Raw genomic sequence first — 25,123 nt, forward strand, 5'->3', positions numbered from 1 at the left:
AATCATGCTTTGTGGGCGGCGGCGCGGCGCGGCATCCCGGCGGGGAAGGAGACGGATATGATCGCGATGATGACAATTGCCGCCTGGCTGGCGGGCGTGAGCCATGTGCCGCTGCCGCTCGTCCAGGAGGCGAAGGCGCAGACGGTGGCGGGCGCGGTCGCGCCGGACGCCGACGACCCGTTGACGCGGCCGATTGCGGCTTCGCGTGCGGCCGAATGGCTCGAGCCTGCCAAACCTGAGAAGATTTTCGGGACGAGCTATCTGGTCGGGTTTGGCGGGCTGAGCGTCGCGCTGATCGATACCGGCGACGGGTTGGTGCTGGTCGACGGCGCGCTGCCGCAGGCGGCGCCCGCGATCCTCGCCAATGTCCGCGCGCTGGGGTTTGACCCCAAAGACATCAAATTTATTCTGAGCACTGAACCACATTTCGACCATGCCGGCGGGATCGCCGCGCTGGCGCGCGACACCGGCGCGACGGTGGTCGCGAGCGCGCGCGGCGCCGAAGGGCTGCGCACGGGCAAACATGCGGTGGACGACCCGCAGCTCGCTTACGGCGGCAGCTGGCCCGCCGTGACGCGGCTGCGCGTGATCGGCGACGGCGAGGTGCTGAAGCTGGGCAAGACGGCGATCACGGCGGTGGCGACGCCTGGGCACACGATGGGGAGCATGAGCTGGAGCTGGCAGGCGTGCGAGAAGCAGACGTGCAAGGCCATCGTTTTTGCGTCGAGCCTCAATCCGGTGTCGGCCGATGACTATCGTTATACTGCGCCGTCGAGCGCGCCGATCGTGAAGGCGTTCGAAGCGAGTCATCGCAAGATGGACGCGCTCGCATGCGACATCCTGATTTCCGCGCACCCCGATAATGCGGGGAGTGGGCGGTACAGCGAAACCCCCGGTGCGTGCCGCGCCTATGCCGACCGATCGCGAAAAGCGTTGGCTGCGCGGCTCGCGAAGGAAAGGGCCGGAGACTGACCCTCCTTCGGCCGCGACTCTGTCAGGGAAGCGGCGGCTCCGCCTGGAACGGATCATAGCGGGCCGGGTCATAGGCACCGAAACGCACGGCGCCCTCGGTTTCGCTCCATCCTTTCGACAGGGCGATCGCTACTTCGCCGCCATCGTTGAGGAGGGCGCGGTGCACGGCGGCGCAGGGCACCGATGCCTGATCGCGACAGACCAGCGGCCCCGGCGGGAGCGGATCGGATCGCCAGATCTGGCGAAGGGTAGCGGCGGCGGCGGGATCGTCGGCCTGCAGCTGGCGCCAGGGGCCTTCGGCGAGCGCCGCGACGTCGGTGCGGCCGGCAAGCAGCTCTGTCAGGGCGGCTTCGTGGGTGCCCGCATGGCGCCGCGTCGCAAAAGCCGGGGCGCGACCGGTGCTTCGCAGCGCGGCCGCCTGAACCAGTGCGCCGGACGTCGAGCCCGGCAGCACTTCGGTGTAGCGCAAGTCGCCGGCGCGCGCGCCGACGGCGTCGAGCGATGCGAGGCCGCTGTCGCGGCGCACCAGCAGGACGCCCCGATAGCGATCGAGCACGGCCGGAGGCGTGGAAAGGACGGCGATCGGCCGGACATCGGGGCAGGAGCGAGCCTCGACGAATGCGCCGAGATTGGTCATCGCAATATCGATCTCGCCGCGGCAGAGCGCCTTCGCCAGCGCTTCGGGCGTATCGAGCAAGCGGACCTCGGTCGGCCGCCCCGACGCGCGTTCGACGAGTGCGGCAAGCGGCGCCAGCGCAACCGACCGATCGTAACGCGGATAATGATAGGTGCCGATGCGCAGCGCCGGTGGTGTTTCAACCGGCGACGCCCACGCCGCGAGAAGGGTCAGAAGCATGACCGCGCGATGGACGCGACGGTAGCCGAAGCAAAGGATTCTCCGACGAACGACATGTCGGCGCGACTAGCGATCCAGCACCAGACAGGCCTGACCGCTCTTGCGCACGCTTGCGCAGAAGCTTTCGGCTTCGCCCTTGTTCGCGAAGCCGCCGGCCTGGAGACGGGTGAGCTTGCCGCTCTTGACCAGATAGGGTGTGCGCCCGGCGAAAGCGGGATTCTTCTTTTCGAGCGCGGCCCAGAGGCTCCGGGCGTTTGCCTCGACCCCGAAGGCGCCGAGCTGGGCGCGCCAGGGGCTGGCGGTGCCGTTGTGGACGCGCACCGGCGCCGGCGCGGCGGTGGCGGTGGCGACGGGGGCGGCCTTGACGGGTGCGGGCTTGACCGGCGCGGGTTTGGGTTCGGCGGGCTTGGGCGCGGGCTTTGCGGGCTCGGCCTTCGGCGGCAGCTTTCCGCTTTCGGGCGGCGCGGCATAGCTTGTGCCCGGCTGGCCGGTGGCGGCGACGGCGTTGGCGGTCGCTTCGGCGGCCGCGGCTGCGGCGGCACTCGCCACGGGGGACGAGGCCACAGCGACGCTGCGGACGGGTTCGGGCTTAGGCTGCGGTGCGGGCTTGGCGGGCGGCGTGTCGATCACTGGGGGCGGCGTATAGCGGGTGCCGGGGGTCGAGGCGGGCAGGCTCGCGACCTTGACGGGCGAGGCGGCCGGCACGGGTTTGGGCGCGGGCGGCGCCGCGGCGTTGACCGCCGCGAGGCGGGCCTGCTGTTCGCCGCGTTCGATTTCGGGGAGCAGCGCGAGGCCGCGCTGGCGCTGGTCGAGCGGGATCAGATTGTCGAGCTGCGCAAGGCGCGCCGAAGCGATGCTGAGCCCGGCGTCGCTCGCGCGCTTGGTCAGCGCATAGGCGCGCGGCCAGTCCTCTGCCGCGAGGTCGCCGTTGAAGTGCGCGGTGCCCAGAACATATTGCGCGCGCGGTTCGCCGCGCGCGGCCGAATTGAGGATGAAGGGCATCGCCTCTTGCCGGCGGTTCGCGGTGAAGAGCACGAGACCGAGATTATCTTCCGCCTGCAAATGTCCTTGCTTGGCGGCGCGGCGATACCATGCCTCCGCCTGCACGAGGTCGGCGGGAACGCCGCGGCCGAGTTTATACGCCTGGCCGAGGTTGAACTGCGCATCGGCGTCGCCGGCAAGCGCGAGCGGACGCCATTCGGCGACCGCGGCCGCATAATTTCCCGCCTGCCAGGCATCGACGCCATCCTTGACGTCGGCATGGGCGGGCGCCGCCAGCATCGATGCCGCGAGCAACGGCAAAGCCAGCGAAAGGACGGTGCGGAAAGAACGCATCTTATTCTCCAATGACTTGCGCCGCATAAGGCCGGCTGCAGTCCCCGGGGGCTTTATAACGGCAATTGGCTAACACGGCGTTAGCGACAAAGTGCGCCGCGCCGAACTTGATCCGTTCTGGCACAAGTCCGCCTTAGGGGTTCGTTTACCATATTCGCGAGGAAGTCGTTCACCCTCTTTTTATCATCGTTAACCCAATTTTAGCGCCCCGCATGGCATCCCTTCGCCGAATTTAGGATTTTCCGAGGGGGTAACGCAGTGCGCGTATTGGCATTGGCTTCACAGAAAGGCGGGTCGGGAAAGACCACGCTGTCGGGGCACCTCGCGGTGCAGGCGCAGCTTGCGGGCGCCGGCCCCGTCGTTCTGATCGACATCGATCCGCAGGGCTCGCTCGCCGACTGGTGGAACGAGCGCGAAACCGACCTTCCGGCGTTCGCCCAGACCACGGTCGCCCGGCTGGCCTCCGACCTCGAAATCCTGCGCCAGCAGGGCTTTAAACTGGCGGTCATCGATACACCGCCGGCGATCACCATGGCGATCCAGAGCGTGATTTCGGTCGCTGAACTGATCGTCGTTCCGACCCGCCCAAGCCCGCACGACCTGCGCGCCGTCGGCGCCACCGTCGACCTTTGCGAACGCGCCGGCAAGCCGCTGGTGTTCGTCGTCAACGGTGCGACGCCGAAGGCCAAGATCACCAGCGAAGCCGCGGTCGCGCTGTCGCAGCACGGCACCGTCGCGCCGATCACGCTGCACCACCGCACCGATTATGCCGCGTCGATGATCGACGGCCGCACGGTGATGGAAGTCGATCCCAACGGACGCTCGGCCGACGAGATCCGCCAGCTGTGGACTTATATGAACGACCGCCTCGAAAAGAATTTCCGCAGGACCGTATTTGCCGCGCCGCTGCCCACACAGGGCAATTATGGCGCGGTTCGCCCGATGGGTGGTGGCTTTGGCCGCCGCATCGCTGGCCAGTGACGGGGAGTACGGGAATCATGGGCGAACCAAAACCTCTCGCATCGCTGAGCGCCGGCCTGCTTGCCCGCAAGGGTGGAGCGCGTCCCGCCATGCGCCGCCAGCCGCTCGGTAGCGGCCCCGCAACGATGAACAGCGGCGGTTATGACGACCTGGGCTGGAACGACATGGGATATGATGTCGATCCCGACCAGTCGGCCGAACCCGCGCGCCTGGTCGATCTGAAGCCGCTGCTCACCGGATCGGTGCTGGCGCATAATGTCGAGGCCGAACATGCGGTCGACGACAGCGTGGGTCACGAACTGACGCAGGAATTTTCGGCTGAATATACCGGTGATTTTGCCGCTCCGGTCGACGATTACGGCGTCGACCAGTATGAGGCCGAAGCGCCCGAAGTGCCCGAAATCGTCCGCCAGCAGGAATCGCTGATCGAGCGCGTCGCCGCCGTGGCACGCAAGGTCGAAGCACGCCCGGCACCGGCACCGAAGAAGGAAAAGGCGCCGCGCGCGCTTCGTGCTCGCGAAAAGGCGGCGTTCACGCTGCGCCTCGATGCCGAGCGCCATCTGCGCCTGCGCCTCGCGAGCGCGGTGACGAACCGGTCGTCGCAGGTGATCCTGACCGACCTGCTCGACGAATATCTGTCTTCGCTGCCCGAAATCGACGCGATGGCGAGCCGCCTGCCGGCCGCACGCCCGGCGCGCCGCGTGGCGCGCTGAAGAGAAAAATGGGGGACCCGTTATGAACCGCAAGATGCTGATGAACCTGGCCGTTTCAGGTTTTGTCCTGAGCGTGGCCACCGGATGCAGCGGCATGGGCAAGATGGCCGATGCGCCGTCGCGCGCCGCCGGCAAGCCCGCGATCGCCGCCAAGTCGGCGAGCGATGCGCGCGTCGCGCTCGAAGCCGGGAAAGCCAGCAAGGCGGTCGGCCTGGCCGAAGCCGCGGTTGCGGGCAGCCCGCGCGATGCAAATTATCGCGCGTTGCTGGGACAGGCGTATCTGAACGACGGGCGCTTTGCATCGGCGACCGCGGCGCTGACCGAGGCGATCGAACTTGGCGCGAGCGACGGCAATACGGTGCTTTCCCTGGCGCTCGCGCAAATCGCACAGGGCAAGAATGCCGATGCCGTTACGCTGCTGACCCAGCATCGCGGGACGGTGCCGGCGTCGGATCTCGGGCTGGCGCTGGCGCTCGCCGGGGACAATGAAGGCGCAATCTATGTGCTGAGCGAAGCGGCGCGGGCCGAAGGCGCCGACGCGCGGACGCGGCAGAATCTGGCGCTGGCGTTCGCGCTGTCGGGCCGCTGGGCACAGGCGCGCATTCTCGCTTCGCAGGATCTGTCGATCGCCAAGCTCGAAGGGCGGATGGCCGAATGGTCGAAGCTGGCCGAACAGCCCGATGCGCAGATGCGCGTCGCGAGCCTGATCGGGACGAAGGCGCGGCAAGATGCCGGCATGCCGGTCCAGCTCGCGCTGAGCAATTTCGGCGCCCCACAAATGGCCGCGGCCGAGCCGGCAACCCAGCTCGCGAGCGCCGATCCGGCGCCGGTCGCCGACTATGCGCCGCCGCCGCCCGTCCTTGCCGACGCGAGCAGCGCGATCCGCAGCGTCGAACTGCCGATGCCCACGCGCACCGCCGACGGCGTCGTGCCGGTGACCGAATTACCGCAGCCGAAACCCGCGGGCGAGGTGATCCTCGCCGACGCCGCGCCCTATCGCGCCGCACCGCGTGTAGCGGGTGAGGGGCGTGTTCGTCCCGCACAGCAGCAGGCGATCGAGCTTGCGACGGTGCTGATCCCGAAGGCGATGGGTTTCGACGCGAAAAAGCCGACCGGCTGGGCGGTGCAGCTTGGCGCCTATGACAGCCTGGGTATCGCCAAGGAAAAATGGGGCAGCCTGAAAAAGCGCAATGGCGCGCTGGCGAATTTCCCCGCGTCGAGCCATGCCGCGACGGTGAACGGCCGCAATTTCTATCGCCTGACGGTGAACGGTCTCGCGACGCGCGCTGACGCGACGAGCCTGTGCAATCAGCTGAAGGCGCAGGGCCAGACCTGCTTCATCCGTGCGATGGGCGGCGGCGAGGCGATCCAGTGGGCGTCGAAGGCCGACGCGATGCGGCTCGCTTCGCGCTAAAAGACTTTACCCGGATAAGGGGGAGGGGCGTGGCCGCGAGGCCGCGCCTCTTTTGTTTGGGGTCGTCGCGATTTGCCGTTGCGTCGGCACCTATTCAATATTCATCGAATATATCCGCGTCATTATCTTCGTTATTTTCTGTATTCGTCTTGACGATGCGGTGGTGGATGGCAAGAAGGTTGGAATTCTCAGGGGGATTCCATGCATTACCAACGCTTTGCCGCTATCAGTCTGAGCTGCGCCCTGTTGTCCGCTTGCGGTGGCGGCGGGGGTGGCGGCGTCAATTCGACTTCGCCGCCACCGAGCGCAAACGCCAACAGTTCGCTCGTGAACTTGCAGTATAGCGAGGATTTCATCGGCCGCGCGGCGATCATCCGCTACAATGTTTCGCGGGCGACCGGCGGTGCGACGGTGCGCGATCCGCGCGAAAATCTGGGCGCGCAAATCCGCTATGACGCGGTGAACAAAACCTATCTGCTGGCTGGCACGACCTATCCGTCGTCGACCTTTGGTCCGGCCAACCGGGACGCCGGGTCGAGCGGCGCGGTCATCACCGCCTATGAGAAAGTCAGCGGCAACCGGCAGGAAAATCTGGCGTTATTCAATCCCGGTCCGGCCAACACCGAGCTGGCGCTCACCTATACCAGCTATGGCGCGTTGCAGACGATCACCGACAATGGCGCGACGGTCGATGTTGCGACCGCCTTTTTCACCTATGGCGTCCAGACTGCGGCGAGCGACATGCCGCGGACCGGATCGGTCAATTATCGCACACGGATCGACGGCCAGTACGCCGACGCGACCGGCGTCTATTCGGTTTCGGGTCCGAGCAGCTTCTCCGCCAATTTCGGGGCGGGCACGATCGCCTTTTCGATGGATCCGGTCGGCCAGAATGTCGTCACCGGTGGCATGAAAAGCCTAGGGTCGCACACGATGACCGGGTCGATCGCCATCGGCAACCAGTTCAACGCCTCGACCGAGTTCAGCCGCCCTTATGGTAGCAGTGTCGCGGGCTATTTCTATGGCCCCGGCGCCGCCGAACTCGGTGGAACCTTCCTGATCAGGGACAACACGGGGGGAAGCGGCGCCGGCGCGGGCATCGTGGTTGGCAAGAAGAACTGATCGTTCCGGGCGGTGATCCTTTTCGCCCGAGCCCGTTCTGCCCGGCGCTTTTCATAGTCTACTTGCCCGGCGCAGGCAGCCGCGCGAGCTGGACGACGACGAATCGGTTATCCATCGGGGGTGGTCCGAGGGGGGCTCGCAAGGGGCATTGCCCGATTGAAGCCCGCTGGTTGCCGCGGACTTCAGCGTATCCGCAACCCGCCCTTCCACATCATCGTCGCGCGGCCCTGTACGGGCATGCCGTCGAAGGGGGTGTTGCCGGCCCAGGCCGCCATCTTCTTGGCGTCGACCTGCCAGGGCGTGCCTTCGTCGACGAGGATGAGGTCGGCTTCCTTGCCCACCGCGAGGCTCCCGGCTTCGACGCCGAGCAGGCAGGCGGGGGTGGCCGCGAGCAGTTCAAACAGGCGGCCCGGCGAGATATGTCCGTCGCGGACGAGGTTCAGGCCGAGCGCGAGCAGGGTTTCGGCGCCCGCCATGCCGGGCTGGGCTTCGGCGAAGGGCAGGCGCTTGTCCTCGGGGCCGCGCGGGTCGTGGCCCGAGGCGAGGATGTCGATCGTGCCGTCGGCGATCGCGGCGAGGCACGCGTGGCGGTCGTCCTCCGACCGGAGCGGCGGCGACAGGCGCGCAAAGGTGCGGAAATCGCCGATCGCTGTGTCGGAGAGCAGCAGATGTGCGGGGGTGATGCCGCAGAGGACAGGCAAACCCTTCGCCTTGGCGGCGCGGATCAGGTCGAGCCCGCGTGCGGTCGTGACCTGGCGGAAATGGACGGGGGCGCCGGTTTCCTCGACGAGTGCGAGGTCGCGCGCGATCGCGATCGCCTCGGCGACGGCGGGGGCGGAAGCGAGGCCGAGGCGCGTCGCCATCTCGCCGTCGGTCGCGACCGCGCCGGCGGTGAGGCCCTCATCCTCGGCATGGATGATCGTGACGAGCCCGAGCGAGGCGGCGTAAGCGAGGACGCGGCGCATCACGCCGCTGTCGGCGATGCGCGTGCGGCCGGTGGCGATCGCGCGCGCGCCCGCCTGTTTCATCAGGCCGATTTCGGCGAGTTCCGTGCCCGCGAGACCTTTGGTGGCGGCGGCGAGCGGGTGGACCCAGAGGTCGGGCTTGCCGCCCTTGGCGGCGCGCTCGACCAGCCCGGCGCCGTCGAGCGGGCCGTTGTCGGGCATCAGCGCGGCGCGCGTGATACCGCCGAAGTGGAAGGCGGGCTTGTCGGTCGCGAAGACGCCGAGGTCGATGATGCCGGGAGCGAGCCACTGGCCCTTGGCGTCGACGGTCTCGGTGCCTTCGGGAAGCTCGGCCGGGTCGAGCGCGGCGATGCGGCCGTCCGCGACTAGCAGGCTGCCCGGACGCGGCGCGTCGCCGTCGATGAGCTGCGCGTTCGTGATATGGAGCGGCTTCAGTTCCATCCGACGACTCCCCGCTTGCGGCGCGTCAGGATGTCGAGGCACGCCATGCGCACGGCGACCCCCATTTCGACCTGCTCGGTGATCGTCGAGCGCACCGGATCGTCGGCGACATTGCTGTCGATTTCGACCCCCCGGTTCATCGGGCCGGGGTGCATCACGATCGCATCGGATTTCGCTTTCTCGAGGCGTTTCTCGGTGAGGCCGTAGAGCGCGTGATATTCGCGCGCGCTGGGGAGGTAGGCGCCGTCCATGCGCTCGTTCTGGAGGCGGAGCATCATCACGACGTCGGCGTCCTTGATGCCTTCGTCCATGTCGGTGAAGGTCGTCACATGCATGCGGTCAATCGCCGGCGGGGTGAGCGTCGGCGGCGCGACGACGCGCACTTCGTTGCCGAGCAGGGTCAGCGCGAGGATGTTCGAGCGCGCGACGCGGCTGTGGAGGACGTCTCCACATATGGCAATGGTGAGCCCCTCGACGCGGCCCAATCGGCGGCGGATGGTGAGCGCGTCGAGCAGCGCCTGCGTCGGATGTTCATGGCGGCCGTCGCCCGCGTTGAGCACGGGGCAGTCGACCTTGTCGGCGATGAGCTGCACCGCGCCCGAGCTGCCGTGACGGATCACCATCGCGTCGGCGCGCATCGCGTTCAGCGTCATCGCGGTGTCGATCAGCGTCTCGCCCTTTTTCACGCTCGATTGCGCGGCGTGCATGTTGACGACGTCGGCGCCGAGGCGCTTGCCCGCGATTTCGAACGAAAGGAGCGTGCGCGTCGAATTTTCGAAAAAGGCGTTGATGATCGTGAGGCCCGCGAGCCGGTCGTCATGCTTGGCGGCGCCCGAGCGGTTCAGGTCGACCCATTGCTCGGCGGCGTCGAGGACGTAGGAAATCTCCCACGGGGTGAGCTGAGCGATGCCGATCAGGTGGCGATGGCGAAAGGCATCGCCGCCGGGCGGATAGTCGCTGGCGGGTCGGGTTTTTGCGCTTGTCATTAAAGCCGAGCGTTTAGGTGGCAGCGCGCAAATAGGCAAGCGCGGAGGCGAGCCATGGCTCCAATATTCCGAGCATCCAGAGGACGAGCAGGACGATCTGGAGCCAGAGCCAGACCATCATCCACGTCGCGAAGGGTTGCTTGCGCGTCTTGTGGCGGATGATGCGCGATGCGGCGAAGGTGCCGAAGCCGCCGCCGAAAAAGGCCCAGCGCAGGAGCGTGTGTTCGGGGATGCGCCGCGCGCGCGCTTCGGCGCGCCGCTTGTCCACGACCATCAGGGTGAAGGCGACGATATTGGCGGCAAGCAGCCAGAGGAAGAGGTAGGGCGTCATGCGGGTCTCTATTGGCGGATCAGGGCGTCGATCGCGCCTTGCAGGATGAAAGCGGCGGCGGCGCTGTCGACGCGTTCGGCGCGTTTGGCGCGGCTGACGTCGGCGGCGATCATCGCGCGCTCGACTGCGGCGGTCGACCAGCGTTCGTCCCAGAGAAGGAGGGGGAGGTCGAGCGGGGCAAGGTTGCGCGCGAACGCGCGGGTGCTTTGCGTGCGCGGGCTGTCGGTGCCGTCCATGTTGAGCGGCAGGCCGACGACGAGACCGATGATATCATGCTCTGCGATCAGGGCTTTCAGCGCTTCGAGGTCGACTGAGAATTTCTTGCGGATGATCGTCTTGTCGGGGGTCGCGAAGCTCCAGTTCACATCGCAGAAGGCGACGCCGATGGTTTTCGTGCCGACGTCGAGGCCCATGAGGCGGCCGCCGTTTGGGAAAAGGGCGGCGAAGTCGGGGGCGGCGGTGGTGATCATGTCGACAGGCCTCTAATTCCAAAATCTCGTCATTGCGAGCGGAGCGAAGCAATCCGGTGCGGGTTTATGCCGCCTCTGGATTGCCGCGCCGCGTCGCTCCTCGCAACGACGGTTCAGGATTTGGGAGCAGGAGTGGGAGCAGGCGCGGCCGGAGCGGGGGTCGGCGCCGCGGCCGGCGGCACCGGCGAGGGCTTGCCCTGATAGGTCGCGAGGCGGCGGAGGGCGTCGGCGCGGACGTTCGCCCAGAAGAGGGTGATGTCGTAGACGTGGTAATTGTTGCCGGGGAGCACATAGCCCGCGACGACATAATTCTTCGCGATATCGGCATCGCCGATCATCAGGAAACCGCGCGCGTCGTCGCATTTCGCGCCGATCTTGCCCGCGATCAGCGACCCCGACTTGAAACCCTCGGTGGGCTTGAGCGTGCCGATATTCGCCTCGGGCGGCGCCTCGGTATCGGGGATCCCGGTGAGCGGATTGGTGCAGAGCATTCGCGTTTCGGCGCGCGGGCGGCCGTCGAAACCGATCGTGCCGTCATAGGCGCCGGTGACCATCGCGGGATCGGCGGGCTCGGCGAAACTCGCCCAGCCGATGATGCAGCCCTTTTGTTCGGGGGTCTGGCACGCGGGCAGGCCGAGACCGGCGATGTCGGTGTCGAGGCTGACCGGCCAGCCGATGACGTATGCCGCGACGATGCGCTTCGCGAGCGGGGTGCCGGCGATTTTCGTGCGGAGTAAAGTGGTGAGGTGCAGCGCGCCCTGGCTGTGGCCCGCGAGGATGATCGGCTTGTTTTTCGGCTGCGCGGCGAGGAAGGCGTCGAACGCCTCCTCGACGTCGCGATAGGCCGAATCGATCGCCTTGCCGGCGGTGACGCGGTCCTCTGCGAGGAAGGCGCCGAGCGTCGCCTGGCGGTAACGCGGCGCCCAGATTTCGCCCGCGTCGGCAAAGGCGCTCGCCATGCCCTGCACGAAGAGGTTGGCGCGGTGATCCGAATCGCGGTCCTCGAGCGGGGCGTTCCAGCTCGAGCGGCTGTAATAGCTTGTCGGGTGGATGAAGAAGATCGCGGCGTCGCCCTTGGCGAAGGGGGCTTCGATTGCCGCCTCGGCCGCCTTTGCGGGCGGGATCAGCGGTGCGGCGGCTTTTTCTCCCGGAAGCTCGGTCCCGGGGGTTTCGCTGCCGTCGGCGGCGGGGCGCCATGCCGACGGGTCGTTTTCCATGCCGGGGCGCGCGAACCACATTTTGGGATCGTCATAGGCGTTCGGGGCGACGGCCGCTTGCGGCTTGAATTCGGTGCTGGGGACGAAGGCGGTGCGTGCGATCCAGCCCGGGAAGAGCTGGTACACGACCCCGGCGGCGACGATCAGCAGGATGATGGCAGCGATAATGTAGAGGAATTTGCGGGCCAAATGGGCGCTCCATGGGGGAGGGGAGACGGATTTCGGGCCTCTCTAGCCGCTCGCGTGCCCGCCTACAAATAACTCGTCATGCTGAACTCGTTTCAGCATCCATGGTCATAACTCGCGGCCTCGGGCCATGGATCCCCGGATCGGGTCCGGGGCAGGCCCTGAAACAAGTTCAGGATGATGGGGTTACGCGATAGGCTGAGTGCATGACCGACACGACCGCACCCGCCGCCCCCGATTCGCCCGCCCGATCGCCGGGCGTTTCGGCGCGCCTCGACGACAACGACCTGCCGTGGCCGCTACGCCCGTGGATCATGGCGGCGATCTGTGCTGCCGCGGGCTTGGCGTTCCATCTGCTCATCGACCATCATTATGACGACACGCTGGCCGACTGGCGTAGCGCACTGGCGACCGCGGTTGCGGTGGCGGCGGTGGTGTTCGTGCTCGGCGTCGAACTCAGGCGCTGGCATTGGGCGCTGGGGTTCGCGCTCGGCTGGGGCACGATCCTCGGGCTGATCGCGTGGCAGACGGCGGCGTATAATATTCAGGGCAATCCGGTCGAATGGCCTTTCTGGTCGGGGATGCTCGCGGTGCTCGTCGCGACGCCTTTGTTCCAGACGCGGCGCGACGTCGCGCCCGACTGGCGCTTCTGGAAACTGTGGCAGATGCCGTACGCGCGATTGCACAGCCATGCGTGGACCGATGCGGTCATCGGCGCCGCGAGCCTGGCGTTCGTCGGCATCACCTTCCTGCTGACCGTGCTGATCGGGCAGATGTTCAAGCTGATCGGGATCAACCTGATCTTCGACTTGCTCAATGACGAATGGTTCGGCTGGATGCTCGCGGGTGCGGCGTTCGGCGGCGCGGTCGGCCTACTGCGCGAGCGCGATAAGCTGGTCGCGACGTTGCAGCGGCTGGTGATGATCGTGCTTGCGGTGCTGGCGCCGGTGCTGGCTGTCGCATTGGTGCTGTTCCTGCTCTCGCTCGCGGGGACGGGGCTACAGAAATTGTGGGATTCGGGCTTTTCGACCGCGGCGGTGATGATGGCGGCGGCGGCGTTCGCGGTGCTGCTCGCCAATGCGGTGATCGGAAATGGCAGCGACGATCGTGCGACGAGCCCGGTGCTGCGCTGGGCGGCGCCGGTGCTGGTCGTCGCGGTGCTGCCGCTGGCGGGGATCGCTTTCTATTCGATGCATTTGCGCGTGATCCAATATGGGTGGACCCCTGAGCGCATCTGGGGGGTGATCGCGGCGATGATCGCGCTCGCTTATGGTTTGGCGGGCGTGTGGTCGGTGGTGAAGGGGCGGCGCGATTTCGACGACTGGCTGCGGCCATTGCAGCAGAAGCTGGCGATCGGGCTGGCGTTGCTCGCGCTGTTCCTGGCGCTGCCGATCCTCGATTTCGGGGCGATTTCGGCGCGCGATCAGGTGGCGCGGTTGAAAAGCGGAGCGACGCCGGCCGAGAAATTCGACTGGGCGGCGATGGCGTTCGATTTCGGGCCGAGCGGCCGGGCGGCGCTGAAGGAGCTCGAGCGTTCGCCCATCAAGGCTCGCGCCGATGCGGCGAAGGCGGCGCTGACGGCGAAGAATCGTTGGGATTTGACGGGGCCTGACGGTCCGACCCTGCTCAAGCCCTTTGCCGAGCGGCTGCGCGTCGTTCCGGCGGAGCGGGCGTTGCCGCCCGAGGCACTCGAGCGCGTGTCGGGCAGCTACATGTGCAGCCGCGCGAAGGCGTGCGTCGCGGTGTGGCTCGACGACAAGCGGATCGGCGTACTCGGGCAGAACGAGCCGGGCGATTCGCTCAATTTCGATTTCGTGACGCAGAATGATGCCGGGCAATGGGTGCAGGGCGATTGGGCGAAGGCGTCGCCGGCCAAAAAGCCGCCGGTCGACCTGTCGAAGGCGCGGATCGAGGTCGAGACGGTGCAGCAACGCCGCCTGTCGGTGGACGGGGTGCCGGAATCCGGCACTTTCGAGTAGCCGCACCTTGAAGCGCGCGGGGCGGGATGCTAGCGGCGCGGCTTCGTTAAAGTTAGGGCGATCATGTCAATCGATCAGGCAACAGTAAGGAAAATCGCGTCGCTGGCGCGCATCGCGATCAGCGATGCCGAAGCCGCCGCGATGGAAGGCGAATTGAACGGCATCTTGGGCTGGGTCGAACAACTCGGCGAGGTCGATGTGACCGGGGTCGAGCCGATGACCGCGGTGATCCCGAACCATCTGCGGCTGCGCGACGATGTCGTCGATGCCGACCCGCTGACCGGCGGCGGCCGCCGTGACGACGTGCTCGCGAATGCGCCCGCGCCGCAGCACGGCTTCTTTGGTGTTCCCAAGGTGATCGAATAATGACCGATCTTACGAATCTTACCGTTGCGCAGATCCGCGACGGGCACCGCGCGGGCGATTTCAGCGCCGTCGAGGTCGCCGAGGCGTTCAACGCCAATGTCGCCGGCGCGAAGGCGCTCAATGCGTTTATCGTCGAGACGCCCGAGCATGCGATCGCTGCGGCGAAAGCGGCCGATGCCGATCGTGCTGCGGGGACGCTGAAGCCCCTGTCGGGCGTGCCGATCGGGATGAAGGACCTGTTCGCGACGAACGGCGTCCAGACGACCGCGGCGAGCCATATGCTCGAAGGCTTTGTCCCGCGCTATGAATCGACCGTGTCGGCTAAGCTGTGGGACGCGGGTTGCGGGATGCTCGGCAAGCTGAACCTCGACCAGTTCGCGATGGGGTCGTCGAACGAGACGAGCTATTTCGGCAATGTGATCAGCCCGTGGAAGCGCAACGACGGCGGCAATGCCGCGCTCGCGCCGGGCGGGTCGTCGGGCGGGTCGTCGTCGGCGATCGCCGCGCGGCTGTGCCCCGCGGCGACGGGGACCGACACCGGCGGATCGATCCGCCAGCCCGCGGCTTTCGTGGGGATCAGCGGGATCAAGCCGACCTATGGCCGCTGCTCGCGCTGGGGCATTGTGGCCTTCGCAAGCTCGCTCGATCAGGCGGGGCCGATGGCGCGCGACGTCAAGGACTGCGCGATCATGCTCGAAAATATGGCGGGCTTCGATCCGAAGGACGCGACGAGCCTCGACATGGCGGTGCCCAATTGGGAAGCGGCTTTGTCGAGCGATCTCAAGGGCAAGAAGGTTGGTATTCCCAAGGAGTATCGGCTTGAGGGTATCGATCCCGACATCGACGCGATGTGGGATGCGGGCATCGCGATGCTGAAGGATGCGGGGGCCGAGGTCGTCGAGATCAGCCTGCCGCACACGAAATATGCGCTGCCGGCTTACTACATCATCGCGCCGGCCGAGGCGTCGTCGAACCTCGCGCGCTATGACGGCGTGCGTTATGGTTTGCGCGATCTGCCGCAGGGCGCGGGGTTGCAGGACATGTACGCCGCAACGCGCGCCGACGGCTTCGGGCCCGAGGTCAAGCGCCGCATAATGATCGGCACCTATGTGCTGTCGGCGGGCTTTTACGACGCCTATTATACGCAGGCGCAGAAGGTGCGGACGCTGATCGCGCGCGATTTCGAACAGGCGTTCGGGGTGTGCGACGTGATCCTCGCGCCGACCGCGCCGTCGGCGGCGTTCGGGTTGGGCGAAAAGACCGCGGATCCGTTGTCGATGTACCTCAACGACGTGTTTGCGGTGCCCGCGAGCCTCGCCGGACTGCCCGCGATGTCGGTGCCCGCGGCGCTGAACCGCGAAGGGCTGCCGCTGGGGCTGCAGATCATCGGCAAGGCATTCGACGAGCAGGGCGTGCTCAACGCCGGGCTGGCTATTGAAGAGCGGGCGGGCTTCACGGCGCGCGCCGAGAAGTGGTGGTAATTTAGCCTGTGCCCCTGCGAAGGCAGGGGCCCATCTCCGGATGGTGCAAGGTTGAAGCGGCAGGTGATGGGTCCCTGCCTTCGCAGGGACACACTAAGGATTTGAATGATGTCTGACTATCGCATCAAGGGCGAAACCGGCGAGTGGGAGGTCGTGATCGGCCTCGAGGTCCATGCGCAGGTCACCTCCAACGCCAAGCTGTTTTCGGGCGCCGCGACGGCGTTCGGGGCCGAGCCGAACACGCAGGTGTCGCTGGTCGACGCCGCGATGCCGGGGATGCTGCCGGTGCCGAACCGCGAGTGCATCCGCCAGGCGGTGCGCACGGGCATGGCGATCGAGGCGCAGATCAACAAATGGTCGCGGTTCGATCGCAAGAATTATTTCTATGCCGATTTGCCGCAGGGTTACCAGATTTCGCAGCTTTATCATCCGCTTGTCGGTGAAGGTTCGCTGACGATCGCAGCCGATGAAAAGGCGGGCATTCCCGGCGACAAGGTGATCGGGATCGAGCGTATCCATGTCGAGCAGGACGCGGGCAAGCTGATGCACGACCAGCATCCGACGATGTCCTACGTCGACCTCAACCGGTCGGGCGTCGCGCTGATGGAGATCGTCTCGCGCCCCGACATGCGTTCGCCGGCGGAAGCAGGGGCGTATGTGCGCAAGCTGCGCTCGATCCTGCGCTATGTCGGCTCGTGCGACGGCAATATGGAAGAGGGCTCGATGCGCGCCGACGTCAATGTCAGCGTGCGCAAGCCCGGCGATGAGTTCGGGACGCGCACCGAGACGAAGAACGTCAATTCGGTGCGCTTTGTGATGGCGGTGATCGAGGGCGAAGCGAAGCGCCAGGTCGAGCTGATCGAAAGTGGTGGCACCGTGGTACAGGAAACGCGGCTTTACGATCCCGATCGCAACGAGACGCGTTCGATGCGGTCGAAGGAAGATGCGCATGATTATCGCTACTTCCCCGATCCCGATCTGTTGCCGCTCGAGCTCGACGATGCGTTCCTCGCCGAGTGCCGCGACAGCCTGCCCGAACTGCCCGATGCCAAGCGCACGCGTTATCTGGCCGAGGGCATCAGCGCCTATAACGCCGATGTTTTGACCGCCGAGGTCGAGGCAGCGCGCTGGTTCGACACGTTACTCGATGCGGGTGCGAAGCCCGCCCCGGCAGCGAACTGGGTGACGAGCGAATTGTTCGGTGCGCTCAATCGTATGGGCCGCGACATTTCGAATTCGCCGGTATCGCCCGCGCATGCCGCCGAATTGCTCGGCCTTGTTGCCGACGGCACGATTTCGGGGACGATCGCCAAGGCGGTGTTCGAAAAGATGCTCGAAAGCGGCGACGCTGCGGGCGTGATCGTCGAGCGCGACGGGCTGAAGCAGACGAGCGACACCGGCGCGATCGAAGCCGAAATCGCGAAGATCCTGACCGCCAATGCCGACAAGGTCGAGCAGTATAAGGGCGGCAAGGAAGCGCTGTTCGGCTTCTTCGTCGGGCAGACGATGAAGGCGATGCAGGGCAAGGCGAACCCGCAGGTCGTCAACGAGTTGCTGAAGAAGGCGCTCGGCTGAGAATAAGTGATCGGATTCACAGCGAATTCAGCTACTTCTGTGTCATAGGCATTGCTATCGGTGCCTATGTGACGAAGGATGTGAAGATGAAGCGGATTCTGATTTCGTTTTGTAGTGTGCTCGCACTTGGCGGCGCGGCGAACGCGGCGCCCGCGCCCGCGGTGAACAACGGTTATGACTGGGCGATGCGCGTCAACGACGAGGAACGCACGCAGAGCGCGATCCTCGCCTATGAGGTTGACGGCACCGACGACCAGCCGCTGAACTTCACCTGCGAGGAGGGCGGCGACCGCGTCTTTGCGGGGATTTCGGGCGGGGCTCTCAATCTGACCGCCATCGAACTGGAATCGGACGATCAGCGTGTGCGGTTGACCGGAACGACCGACGCGGACGAACTGCCGACCTTCACCGCGCAGGAAATGCCCGCGACGTCGCCGCTGTTCCGTGCCTTCGCGGCGAACGGCTGGCTGCGGATGACCGCCGATGGCACCACGACCGACATGGCGGCGACGCCAGGCGGCAAGAAGGCAATCGCGCGTTTTGCCGCCTTCTGCGCCGGCTGACGCGGCGCGGCGGATGCTGCGCGCGCTGCTGACGCTGTGGATGCTGTTCGCTTGCGCGACGCTCGCGCGGGCGGAAACGGTGGTTTTTACCGACGTCAATGTCGTGCCGATGGATCGCGAGCGCGTGATTGCGCGCACGACGGTGATCGTCACCGACGGTGTGATTTCGAGCGTCGGGATCAAGGCGAAGCTGCCCGCGGGCACCAAGGCGGTCGACGGCAAGGGGGCGTGGCTGGTGCCGGGGCTCGCCGACATGCACAATCATGTGACGAGCCGTGACGATCTCGCGCTGCTGCTCGCGAACGGCGTGACGACGATGCTCAACATGGGCGAGGCGACCAGCGCGTTCGCCGGGCGGACGCGGATCGCGGTGAACAAGGGCGAGGTGCCGGGGCCGCAGATCTTCACCGCCTTCGTCGTCGACAGCGACCCGCAATATGGCCATTTCGTCGTGCGGACGGCCGACGAGGCGCGCGCGATCGTGCGGCTGGCGAAGACCAACGGCTACAGCTTCATCAAGGTTTATACGAACCTGTCGGCCGAGGCTTTCGCGGCGCTCGCCGACGAAGCCAAAGCGCAAGGGGTCGGGATCGTCGGACATAATGTGAAGGCGGTCGGCCTTGCGAAGCAATTTGCGGCGGGGCAGGCGATGGTCGCGCATGTCGAGGAATTCTTCTACGGCTTCTTCCCCGAACCGCCAGCCGACGATCAAAACGCGCCGCCCGCCGACGCGCGGATTGCCGAGGCGATCGCGCTGGTGAAGGCGCATGATGCGTTCGTCACGTCGGACCTGTTCAACTATCGCACAATCGCGGCGCAATTCGGCAAGCCCGAGGTGGTGAAAGCCTATCTGGCGGCGCCCGAGGCGCGCTATCTGTCGCCCGCCGACCGGCTGGCTTGGGCGGGGTCGGGCTATCAGAAGAAGGCGGTCGACCTGTCGCGGCGCGTGGCGTTCGAGGCGCGCTTCGTGAAGGCGATGGCCGACGCCGGGGTGCCGCTGATCGCGGGCGGCGACGCGCCGACGATCCCGGGGCAGGTGCCGGGGTTCGCTCTGCACGAAGAGATCGACGCGATGCTGGCGGCCGGGCTGACCCCGTGGCAGGCGCTGTCGGCGGCGACGCGCACGCCGGGCGAATTCATTGCCAAGACGGTGCCGGGCGCGGCGAAGTTCGGCGTCATGGCGCCGGGCTATCGTGCCGACCTGTTGCTCGTTGCCGACAATCCGCTGGAAAAGGCCGCGACGCTGCGCGCTCCGCTCGGCGTGATGGCGGGCGGGCGCTGGTTCGACGCGGCGGCGCTGAAGGCGATGCTGGACGAGGTCGCGGCGAAGCGTGCGGCGCCTTAGAAGCGCCGCGTGCCGGCCGCCCAGTCGCCGCTGTCGCACTGGCCCGAGAAATTGGTGATCGCGTTGATCGTGATGCGGCCCGAGCGGCGATCGACGGTCAGTTTCGGCTTGTTGAGGCCGTTGATCCGGTAACTTGCGGTGATACGGTCGGGGGTGACGACCAGATTATCGAGGTCCCACCAGCCGTGATCGTCGCCGCTGTGGATCGGCGCGACGAGCTTTGGCCCCAGATGGATGCGACCCTGATCGCCATAGAGTTCGATCTGGACGTCGCTGGTGAAGCCTTGCGCGGTGTTGCCGACCTCGGTGCTCCATTCCCACTTATGGTTCCACGGATTCCATTTGTAGGTCGGCTTGCTGGTGACCGTGGGACGGGTGCCCGCGCCATAGCAGACGAGAACAAGTGAATTCGGATCGCGATAGCCCGTTTCGGCGGAGCGATCATAGGCGTGTTGTTGCGGCGCATAGGCGTCGCGCGGCGGGCCGTTGTCGCAATTTTCGGCGGGCACCGCGATCAGCACGCCATAGCGGCCGTCGATCGTGGAGACCGAGAGGCAGCGGCCGAGGCGCTGGTTCCACCAGAAGGTATAGCGTTGTTCGCCGACGGTGGTCGAATGGCGCGAGACATAGCCGCGCGCGAGCAATTGGGTCTCGCCGCCCGCTGCGCGGGCGCCGGCGAGGTCGGCGACGTCGGGTGCCGACTGGGCGAAGGCCGGCGCGGGAAGCGCGGCGGTGACGAGGAGAAGCGCGAAATAGCGACGCATGACAAAGACCCCTACTGCTGCCGGGGTAACCCCGCCATTGCAATGATATCGCGTCAGAAGTTCGCGCGCCAGACGCTGCGTCCCTCCTTGATCGTTTCGCGGACCTTGATCGACTTGATGTCATCGACGGGCGTGGTCAGCGGGTTCTTGTCGAGAATTACGAAATCGGCGAGCAGGCCGGGCTTGATGCGGCCCTTGCGATCCTCCTCGAACGCCTGCCAGGCGGGACCGGTGGTGAGCGCCTGGAGCGCTTCATAGGCGTTCAGGCGCTCGTCCGCGCCGCTGACGACGCCGGTCGGCGAGACGCGCGCCATCGACGTCCAGAGCATGAAGCGCGTGTCGAGCGGGGTGACGCTGAAGTCGCTGTGGTTCGACGCGATGAGGCCCGCGGCGCGCGCCGAGCGGAGGGGGCTGATGAAATCGACGACTTCGGCGGGGAAGTTGGTGCGGTGGACGTCGGCCCAATACCACGCGTGGTTCGAGAAATAGGCGGGGCCGACGCCGATGCGTTTGTACGCGGCGAGCTGATCGCGGCGCTGGAACTGCGAGTGGATGACGATCGGGCGGCGATCGTCGGCCGCCTTGATGCCGAGCGTGTCGAACCCCTTGATCGCCATGTCGATCGCGGCGTCGCCATTGGCGTGAACGAACAGCTGCCAGCCGCGGTCGTGGACCTTGCGGGCTTGGGCGACGAATTCTTCCTCGGAGAGGATCGGTTCGCCGTGCCAGGGGTGGTGGCCCTCGGGGCTGCCGCGCTGGTAGTCGCGGGTGAAGAAACCCGTGCGTGCCTGCACCGATCCGTCGAGGACGAACTTGATGCCCTGCAGTTTTACATGGCCCTGGTACGTGCCGAATTTGAGGTCGGGGTTGGCGAGCAGCGCGTCGAGACCCGGCGAGAATGGCAGGAGCGCGAGGTCGATCTTAAGGCGTTCACGCGCCGCCGGAGAGGTGAGGAAGGCGACGTCGTGGGGCTGGGTGGCGCCGTCCTGCGCGTGGGTATAGCCCTCGGCGAAATAGGCGTTCTGCGCGGCGTCGAGCGCGGCGAGTTTTTGCTCCGCGGTCGGTTGCGGCATCTTGGCGAGCATCAGGAACATCGCCTTTTCGAGGAGGACGCCATTGAGCTTGCCCGCGTCGTCGCGCAGCATCATGCCGCCGGGCGGGACGGGGGTGGCCTCGTCGATCCCGGCCGCCTTGAGCGCCGCGCTGTTCGCGACCGCGCCGTGGAGCGAGACGTGGAGGAGGACGAGTGGGTGGTCGGGGGCGATCGCGTCGAGTTCGGCGCGGGTGATGTAGCGTTTTTCGGCGAGGGTTTCGTGGTCGAATTGCCAGACGGTCGTCCAGCCGCCGGGCTTGGCCGGGTTGCGCGCGAGATAGTCGCGGATTGCGGCCGAGACGCCGGCGATGTCGGTGACCGGCGGGCCGCTTGATGCGCGGAGGTCGAGCCCGCCCGCGCTCAGGGTCGCGACGGTGAAATGCGAATGGGCGTCGATGAAGCCGGGGAGCAGGGTGGCGCCCTTGAGATCGCGGATGGTTGCATCCTTGCCCGCGGCGACGCGGGCCTGTTTTTCGGAGCCCGCGAAGGCGATGCGGTCGCCGCGCGTGACGACGGCTTCGACGGTTTGCGGGGTATCGCCGTCCATCGTGACGATCGGGCCGCCGCGGTAAAGCGTGGTGTCTTGCGCGGTGGCGGGTGCAGTCGTTGTCAGGAGCAGCGCGATGGCGGCGGCGATGTGGTTCATATTGTCTCTCCCCGGCGCCGTTTTGGCGGCCGGGGAGAGGGTCGGTCAAGTAGTTAGTAAGCTAAATATCGTCGTTCCGGCGAAAGCGGGAACCCCGTTGCACCGTCGCTTCGCTGGGTTCCCGCTTTCGCAGGAATGACGAACGGGGGGAAGCTTATCAAACCTGCTGCGGCGGCACTTCGTCGGGCCCGCGGCCGGGCTCGTCGATGTCGCCGCCGCCGGGGTTGCCGGGGATTTCTGGTGGCTGGCCGGCGGGGTCTTCGAGCGGGGTCGGCTGGGCCGGTTTTTCGGGGGGCGATTGCGGCTCGATCGTGTCGGGTTTCGGCTTGGGAAGCGGGTCGGGGCTGCTGGCCATGGTCTTTCTCCTTGGATTAACCAACGAACGGGCGCGGCGCATGTTCCGGCCACGGAATATGGGGCTTTGTGCCCTTGCCCTCGGCCACGCGTCTGCTATAGCCCCGCGCGGCCCGCACGGGCGTGCGCGGCAGCGCGCGATTTCGTGCACCCGGCCGAAAACACCTGCGGGCGTGGCGGAATTGGTAGACGCGCTGGTTTTAGGTACCAGTATCGCAAGATGTGGGGGTTCGAGTCCCTTCGCCCGCACCAATCTGCAATGCAGGCCGGGATCATGGGGAACTCCGCCGCTCTGGCGGGGTTCGATACGAGATTTTGAGCAAGGATAAGACCAAGGCAATGAAGACCGTCGAAACGCTGAACGAAGGCCTGAAGCGCGAATATCGCGTGACCATCACCGCCAAGGATATTGACGCGCGCGTCGACGACGAGGTGAAGAGCATCGCCCCGACCGTCCGCATGCCCGGCTTCCGCCCCGGCAAGGTTCCGCCGAACCTGATCCGCAAGATGCACGGCCCGGCGCTCTCCGCGGACGCGCTCAACAAGGCGATCGACGCCGGCGTGCGCGACCTGATGGCGAAGGAAAAGCTTCGCCCCGCGCTGCAGCCCGCCGTGTCGCTCGACGAAGGCTATGAAGCCGGCCAGGACGCCGAGCTGACCGTCAGCCTCGAAGTGCTGCCCGAAATCGAAACGCCGTCGATCGATGGTCTGAAGCTCGAACGCCTGACCGTCCCCGCCGACGACAAGGCCGTGATGGCCAAGATCGAAGAATTCGCCGCGCAGATGAAGCGCTTCGAAGAAGCACCGAAGACCAAGAAGGCCGCCCAAGGCGACCAGGTCATCATCGACTTCGCCGGCAGCGTCGACGGCGTCGCCTTTGACGGCGGCACGGGCGAGGACATGGCGGTCGAAATCGGTTCGGGTCAGCTGATCCCGGGCTTTGAAGACCAGCTGGTCGGCGTCAAGGTCGGCGACGAAAAGGTGCTGAAGGTCAGCTTCCCCGACGATTATCCGGTTGCGGACCTCAAGGGCCAGCCCGCCGAATTCGCCGTGACGGTGAAGGAAGTGAAGGTTCCGGCCGCCTCGAAGATCGACGACGAGTTCGCCAAGACGCTTGGCCTCGAAAGCCTCGACAAGCTGAAAGAGCTGATGAAGGATCAGGTCGAGCAGGAACTGAACGGCCTGACGCGGACCTATATGAAGCGCAAGCTGCTCGACCAGCTCGCCGCCGCGCACGATTTCGACGTGCCGCCGACGATGGTCGAGGCCGAGTTCAACCAGATCTGGCAGCAGCTCGAGCATGAAGTCAGCCACGAGGAAGATCCCGAAGCGGCGAAGGCCGAGCTCGAGAACGACCGCGACGATTACCGCTCGATCGCGGTGCGCCGCGTCCGCCTTGGCCTGCTCCTCTCGGAAATCGGCCAGGCGCATGGCGTCCAGGTGTCGAACCAGGAAATGTCGCGCCTGATCGCGCAGGCGGCGCAGCAGTATCGCCCCGAAGATCGCACGCGCTTCATCGAATATGTGCAGCAGGACGCGCTCGCCGCGGCGCAGCTCCGCGCCCCGCTGTATGAAGACAAGGTCGTCGACTTCCTGTTCGAAAAGGCCGAGATCACCGACCGCGAAGTGACGCGTGAAGAGATCGAAGCCGCGATCGAAGCCGACGACGACGGCCACGTCCATGGCCCGGGCTGCGGCCATGACCATGACCACGACCACAAGCCCGCCAAGAAGGCGGCCGCGAAGAAGCCGGCTGCTAAGAAGGACGCGGTGAAGGAAGAAGCCAAGGCCGAGGAAGCTCCCGCCAAGAAGGCGCCGGCGAAGAAGGCCGAAGCCAAGGACGAGGAAAAGCCCGCTGCGGCGAAGAAGGCTGCTCCGGCGAAGGCCGCCGAGGACAAGCCTGCAAAGGCTCCGGCCAAGAAGGCCGCGGCGAAGAAATAAGCTTCGGCTGACGATCAACAAAAAGGCCGGGTGGAGGATGCTCCACCCGGCCTTTTTGTTTTGCCCGTAGCGACCTTCAACTTTCGTCATTCCCGCGAAGGCGGGAATCCAGTTCAGCTGTCCATTTTCCTCCCCCTTGATGGGGGAGGCAGTGAGACTTGCCAGCTTGCTGGCTAGTCGCAGCGGTGGGGGTGTGCTCTCGGCCTCAAACCTCGGTTTAAGGACGCGCCTTCACCCCCATCCAACTCCGCCTAGCCGCTTCGCGGCAAGGCTGCGTATCCTTCCCCCATCAAGGGGGAAGGTGGAGCGCGTTCCCGCGCCGCCTAGATCACGTCCATATTATAACAATGCCAGCTGAAGATCGCCGCCGCCCCGCGATGCGGGCGCCAGGCCTCCGCCAGTTCGCGCGCTTGTTTCTCGCTGGGGCGGGCGCCGAGCTGGAAGATGCGGCCGACGGCTTCCTGTACCGCGAGATCGCCCGCGGGCCAGATATCGGGGCGTCCCTCGGCAAAGAGCAGATAGATTTCGGCCGACCAGCGGCCGATGCCCTTTACCCGGGTCAGCAGCGCGATCGCCTCCTCGTCGTCGGCGGGGAGGGCGTCGAACTGGAGCTCGCCGTCGAGGATCAACTGCGCGAGGCTTTTGGCATAGCCCTGTTTCTGCCCCGAGAGGCCGCATGCGCGGAGCGTGTCGAAGTCGGCGGCGGCGACCGTTTCGGCCGGACAGCCCTCGCCGAACTTCGCCTCGAGCTTGTTCCAGATCGAGTTGGCCGCGGCGACGCTGACCTGCTGGCCGACGATGGTGCGCAGCAGCGTGGCATAGCCGCGCGCACGGATGCGGGGCTCGGGATAGCCGACATTGCCGAGTGCGCGCGCGACGTTCGAATCCCGCGCCGCAAGCGCGTCGATTCCCGCGTTCAGCTGCTGCTGGCTGAGGCCCATCCTATATTCTCCTTTTGTTCCTTGGGTAGCCAATAGCAACGCTTGATTTGACAAGCAACGCGCGACATAGCGCCACCAACATCGAA

At 66.3% G+C, this 25,123-nt stretch carries 23 protein-coding genes and 1 tRNA gene; 13 read left to right on the plus strand and 11 right to left on the minus strand.

Annotated features, from left to right (window positions below; all coding sequences use genetic code 11):
* The first annotated feature begins 57 nt into the window (after positions 1-57).
* Positions 58-972, plus strand: coding sequence for a subclass B3 metallo-beta-lactamase (gene bla / locus V8J55_RS20150; RefSeq protein WP_336447358.1), 915 nt, complete (start codon positions 58-60; stop codon positions 970-972).
* A gap of 22 nt (positions 973-994) precedes the next feature.
* Here bla and V8J55_RS20155 read toward each other — a convergent pair whose 3' ends face one another.
* Positions 995-1,828, minus strand: coding sequence for a phosphate/phosphite/phosphonate ABC transporter substrate-binding protein (locus V8J55_RS20155; protein ID WP_336447359.1), 834 nt, complete (start codon positions 1,826-1,828; stop codon positions 995-997).
* Positions 1,829-1,894: 66 nt separating this feature from the next.
* Positions 1,895-3,163 (minus strand): SPOR domain-containing protein, encoded by a 1,269-nt coding sequence (locus V8J55_RS20160; RefSeq protein ID WP_336447360.1) that lies wholly within the window; start codon positions 3,161-3,163, stop codon positions 1,895-1,897.
* A gap of 258 nt (positions 3,164-3,421) precedes the next feature.
* Here V8J55_RS20160 and V8J55_RS20165 point away from each other — a divergent pair, with 258 nt between their 5' ends.
* The 4 genes from V8J55_RS20165 to V8J55_RS20180 all read left to right on the plus strand — a co-directional run bounded on the left by V8J55_RS20165 (position 3,422) and on the right by V8J55_RS20180 (position 7,393).
* Positions 3,422-4,144, plus strand: coding sequence for a ParA family protein (locus V8J55_RS20165; RefSeq protein ID WP_037518907.1), 723 nt, complete (start codon positions 3,422-3,424; stop codon positions 4,142-4,144).
* 17 nt (positions 4,145-4,161) lie between these two features.
* A complete protein-coding gene (locus V8J55_RS20170; protein WP_336447361.1) occupies positions 4,162-4,857 on the plus strand; it encodes a hypothetical protein in 696 nt (231 codons plus the stop codon).
* A gap of 22 nt (positions 4,858-4,879) precedes the next feature.
* A complete protein-coding gene (locus tag V8J55_RS20175) occupies positions 4,880-6,271 on the plus strand; it encodes an SPOR domain-containing protein (RefSeq protein WP_336447362.1) in 1,392 nt (463 codons plus the stop codon).
* 201 nt (positions 6,272-6,472) lie between these two features.
* Positions 6,473-7,393: a transferrin-binding protein-like solute binding protein gene (locus tag V8J55_RS20180; RefSeq protein ID WP_336447363.1), complete on the plus strand. Its 921-nt coding sequence runs from the start codon at positions 6,473-6,475 to the stop codon at positions 7,391-7,393.
* A gap of 182 nt (positions 7,394-7,575) precedes the next feature.
* Here the strand turns inward: V8J55_RS20180 and V8J55_RS20185 are convergent, their stop codons facing one another.
* The 5 genes from V8J55_RS20185 to V8J55_RS20205 all read right to left on the minus strand — a co-directional run bounded on the left by V8J55_RS20185 (position 7,576) and on the right by V8J55_RS20205 (position 11,992).
* The gene (locus tag V8J55_RS20185) at positions 7,576-8,799 is read right to left on the minus strand and encodes a dihydroorotase (RefSeq protein ID WP_336447364.1); all 1,224 of its coding nucleotides are present in this window, start codon (positions 8,797-8,799) and stop codon (positions 7,576-7,578) included.
* On the minus strand, positions 8,790-9,785 hold the full coding sequence (locus tag V8J55_RS20190) for an aspartate carbamoyltransferase catalytic subunit (protein WP_336447365.1): 996 nt from the start codon (positions 9,783-9,785) through the stop codon (positions 8,790-8,792). The genes V8J55_RS20185 and V8J55_RS20190 overlap by 10 nt, the downstream gene beginning before the upstream one ends.
* 13 nt (positions 9,786-9,798) lie before the next feature.
* Positions 9,799-10,116: a DUF1294 domain-containing protein gene (locus V8J55_RS20195; protein WP_336447366.1), complete on the minus strand. Its 318-nt coding sequence runs from the start codon at positions 10,114-10,116 to the stop codon at positions 9,799-9,801.
* Between the two features lie 8 nt (positions 10,117-10,124).
* On the minus strand, positions 10,125-10,586 hold the full coding sequence (gene ruvX, locus V8J55_RS20200) for a Holliday junction resolvase RuvX (RefSeq protein WP_336447367.1): 462 nt from the start codon (positions 10,584-10,586) through the stop codon (positions 10,125-10,127).
* A 113-nt stretch (positions 10,587-10,699) separates the two neighbouring features.
* Positions 10,700-11,992: a DUF3089 domain-containing protein gene (locus V8J55_RS20205; RefSeq protein ID WP_336447368.1), complete on the minus strand. Its 1,293-nt coding sequence runs from the start codon at positions 11,990-11,992 to the stop codon at positions 10,700-10,702.
* A gap of 203 nt (positions 11,993-12,195) precedes the next feature.
* Between V8J55_RS20205 and V8J55_RS20210 the strand changes: the two genes are divergently transcribed.
* The 6 genes from V8J55_RS20210 (at position 12,196) to V8J55_RS20235 (ending at position 19,298) form a co-directional block, all read left to right on the plus strand.
* On the plus strand, positions 12,196-13,968 hold the full coding sequence (locus tag V8J55_RS20210; RefSeq protein ID WP_336447369.1) for a DUF4153 domain-containing protein: 1,773 nt from the start codon (positions 12,196-12,198) through the stop codon (positions 13,966-13,968).
* 63 nt (positions 13,969-14,031) lie between these two features.
* Positions 14,032-14,334, plus strand: coding sequence for an Asp-tRNA(Asn)/Glu-tRNA(Gln) amidotransferase subunit GatC (gene gatC, locus V8J55_RS20215; RefSeq protein WP_037518935.1), 303 nt, complete (start codon positions 14,032-14,034; stop codon positions 14,332-14,334).
* The gene (gatA, locus tag V8J55_RS20220) at positions 14,334-15,815 is read left to right on the plus strand and encodes an Asp-tRNA(Asn)/Glu-tRNA(Gln) amidotransferase subunit GatA (RefSeq protein ID WP_336447370.1); all 1,482 of its coding nucleotides are present in this window, start codon (positions 14,334-14,336) and stop codon (positions 15,813-15,815) included. The genes gatC and gatA overlap by 1 nt, the downstream gene beginning before the upstream one ends.
* Before the next feature lie 108 nt (positions 15,816-15,923).
* Complete coding sequence (gene gatB, locus V8J55_RS20225) at positions 15,924-17,390, plus strand: Asp-tRNA(Asn)/Glu-tRNA(Gln) amidotransferase subunit GatB (protein ID WP_336447371.1); 1,467 nt, start codon at positions 15,924-15,926, stop codon at positions 17,388-17,390.
* Between the two features lie 86 nt (positions 17,391-17,476).
* Complete coding sequence (locus V8J55_RS20230) at positions 17,477-17,953, plus strand: hypothetical protein (RefSeq protein ID WP_336447372.1); 477 nt, start codon at positions 17,477-17,479, stop codon at positions 17,951-17,953.
* Between the two features lie 13 nt (positions 17,954-17,966).
* Entirely contained in the window at positions 17,967-19,298 is a 1,332-nt protein-coding gene (locus tag V8J55_RS20235; RefSeq protein WP_336447373.1) for an amidohydrolase family protein, read from the plus strand.
* Here V8J55_RS20235 and V8J55_RS20240 read toward each other — a convergent pair.
* The 3 genes from V8J55_RS20240 to V8J55_RS20250 all read right to left on the minus strand — a co-directional run bounded on the left by V8J55_RS20240 (position 19,295) and on the right by V8J55_RS20250 (position 22,156).
* Positions 19,295-20,062, minus strand: coding sequence for a hypothetical protein (locus tag V8J55_RS20240; protein ID WP_336447374.1), 768 nt, complete (start codon positions 20,060-20,062; stop codon positions 19,295-19,297). The genes V8J55_RS20235 and V8J55_RS20240 overlap by 4 nt on opposite strands.
* A 53-nt stretch (positions 20,063-20,115) precedes the next feature.
* Positions 20,116-21,801 (minus strand): amidohydrolase, encoded by a 1,686-nt coding sequence (locus V8J55_RS20245; RefSeq protein WP_336447375.1) that lies wholly within the window; start codon positions 21,799-21,801, stop codon positions 20,116-20,118.
* Positions 21,802-21,958: 157 nt separating this feature from the next.
* Positions 21,959-22,156: a hypothetical protein gene (locus V8J55_RS20250; RefSeq protein WP_336447376.1), complete on the minus strand. Its 198-nt coding sequence runs from the start codon at positions 22,154-22,156 to the stop codon at positions 21,959-21,961.
* 166 nt (positions 22,157-22,322) lie between these two features.
* On the opposite strand from V8J55_RS20250, the gene V8J55_RS20255 reads away from it, so the two are divergent.
* Both V8J55_RS20255 and tig read left to right on the plus strand, forming a co-directional pair.
* Positions 22,323-22,407: transfer RNA gene (locus V8J55_RS20255), tRNA-Leu, on the plus strand.
* 87 nt (positions 22,408-22,494) lie between these two features.
* The gene (gene tig, locus V8J55_RS20260) at positions 22,495-24,096 is read left to right on the plus strand and encodes a trigger factor (protein ID WP_336447377.1); all 1,602 of its coding nucleotides are present in this window, start codon (positions 22,495-22,497) and stop codon (positions 24,094-24,096) included.
* A gap of 323 nt (positions 24,097-24,419) precedes the next feature.
* Here the strand turns inward: tig and V8J55_RS20265 are convergent, their stop codons facing one another.
* Positions 24,420-25,037, minus strand: coding sequence for a DNA-3-methyladenine glycosylase family protein (locus V8J55_RS20265; RefSeq protein WP_336447378.1), 618 nt, complete (start codon positions 25,035-25,037; stop codon positions 24,420-24,422).
* Positions 25,038-25,123 lie beyond the last annotated feature (86 nt).

It is taken from the genome of Sphingopyxis sp. CCNWLW2 (genome assembly GCF_037095755.1).
Taxonomy (GTDB): Bacteria; Pseudomonadota; Alphaproteobacteria; order Sphingomonadales; family Sphingomonadaceae; genus Sphingopyxis.

Coding starts and splice junctions, on each gene's coding strand:
- V8J55_RS20155 (WP_336447359.1), bottom strand. CDS start 1,828: ATGCTTCTGACCCTTCTCGCGGCGTGGGCGTCGCCGGTTGAAACACCA.
- V8J55_RS20265 (WP_336447378.1), bottom strand. CDS start 25,037: ATGGGCCTCAGCCAGCAGCAGCTGAACGCGGGAATCGACGCGCTTGCG.
- V8J55_RS20195 (WP_336447366.1), bottom strand. CDS start 10,116: ATGACGCCCTACCTCTTCCTCTGGCTGCTTGCCGCCAATATCGTCGCC.
- gatA (WP_336447370.1), top strand. CDS start 14,334: ATGACCGATCTTACGAATCTTACCGTTGCGCAGATCCGCGACGGGCAC.
- V8J55_RS20230 (WP_336447372.1), top strand. CDS start 17,477: ATGAAGCGGATTCTGATTTCGTTTTGTAGTGTGCTCGCACTTGGCGGC.
- V8J55_RS20210 (WP_336447369.1), top strand. CDS start 12,196: ATGACCGACACGACCGCACCCGCCGCCCCCGATTCGCCCGCCCGATCG.
- V8J55_RS20175 (WP_336447362.1), top strand. CDS start 4,880: ATGAACCGCAAGATGCTGATGAACCTGGCCGTTTCAGGTTTTGTCCTG.
- V8J55_RS20240 (WP_336447374.1), bottom strand. CDS start 20,062: ATGCGTCGCTATTTCGCGCTTCTCCTCGTCACCGCCGCGCTTCCCGCG.
- tig (WP_336447377.1), top strand. CDS start 22,495: ATGAAGACCGTCGAAACGCTGAACGAAGGCCTGAAGCGCGAATATCGC.
- V8J55_RS20180 (WP_336447363.1), top strand. CDS start 6,473: ATGCATTACCAACGCTTTGCCGCTATCAGTCTGAGCTGCGCCCTGTTG.
- bla (WP_336447358.1), top strand. CDS start 58: ATGATCGCGATGATGACAATTGCCGCCTGGCTGGCGGGCGTGAGCCAT.
- V8J55_RS20245 (WP_336447375.1), bottom strand. CDS start 21,801: ATGAACCACATCGCCGCCGCCATCGCGCTGCTCCTGACAACGACTGCA.
- V8J55_RS20170 (WP_336447361.1), top strand. CDS start 4,162: ATGGGCGAACCAAAACCTCTCGCATCGCTGAGCGCCGGCCTGCTTGCC.
- V8J55_RS20185 (WP_336447364.1), bottom strand. CDS start 8,799: ATGGAACTGAAGCCGCTCCATATCACGAACGCGCAGCTCATCGACGGC.
- gatB (WP_336447371.1), top strand. CDS start 15,924: ATGTCTGACTATCGCATCAAGGGCGAAACCGGCGAGTGGGAGGTCGTG.
- V8J55_RS20190 (WP_336447365.1), bottom strand. CDS start 9,785: ATGACAAGCGCAAAAACCCGACCCGCCAGCGACTATCCGCCCGGCGGC.
- V8J55_RS20235 (WP_336447373.1), top strand. CDS start 17,967: ATGCTGCGCGCGCTGCTGACGCTGTGGATGCTGTTCGCTTGCGCGACG.
- V8J55_RS20250 (WP_336447376.1), bottom strand. CDS start 22,156: ATGGCCAGCAGCCCCGACCCGCTTCCCAAGCCGAAACCCGACACGATC.
- gatC (WP_037518935.1), top strand. CDS start 14,032: ATGTCAATCGATCAGGCAACAGTAAGGAAAATCGCGTCGCTGGCGCGC.
- V8J55_RS20160 (WP_336447360.1), bottom strand. CDS start 3,163: ATGCGTTCTTTCCGCACCGTCCTTTCGCTGGCTTTGCCGTTGCTCGCG.
- ruvX (WP_336447367.1), bottom strand. CDS start 10,586: ATGATCACCACCGCCGCCCCCGACTTCGCCGCCCTTTTCCCAAACGGC.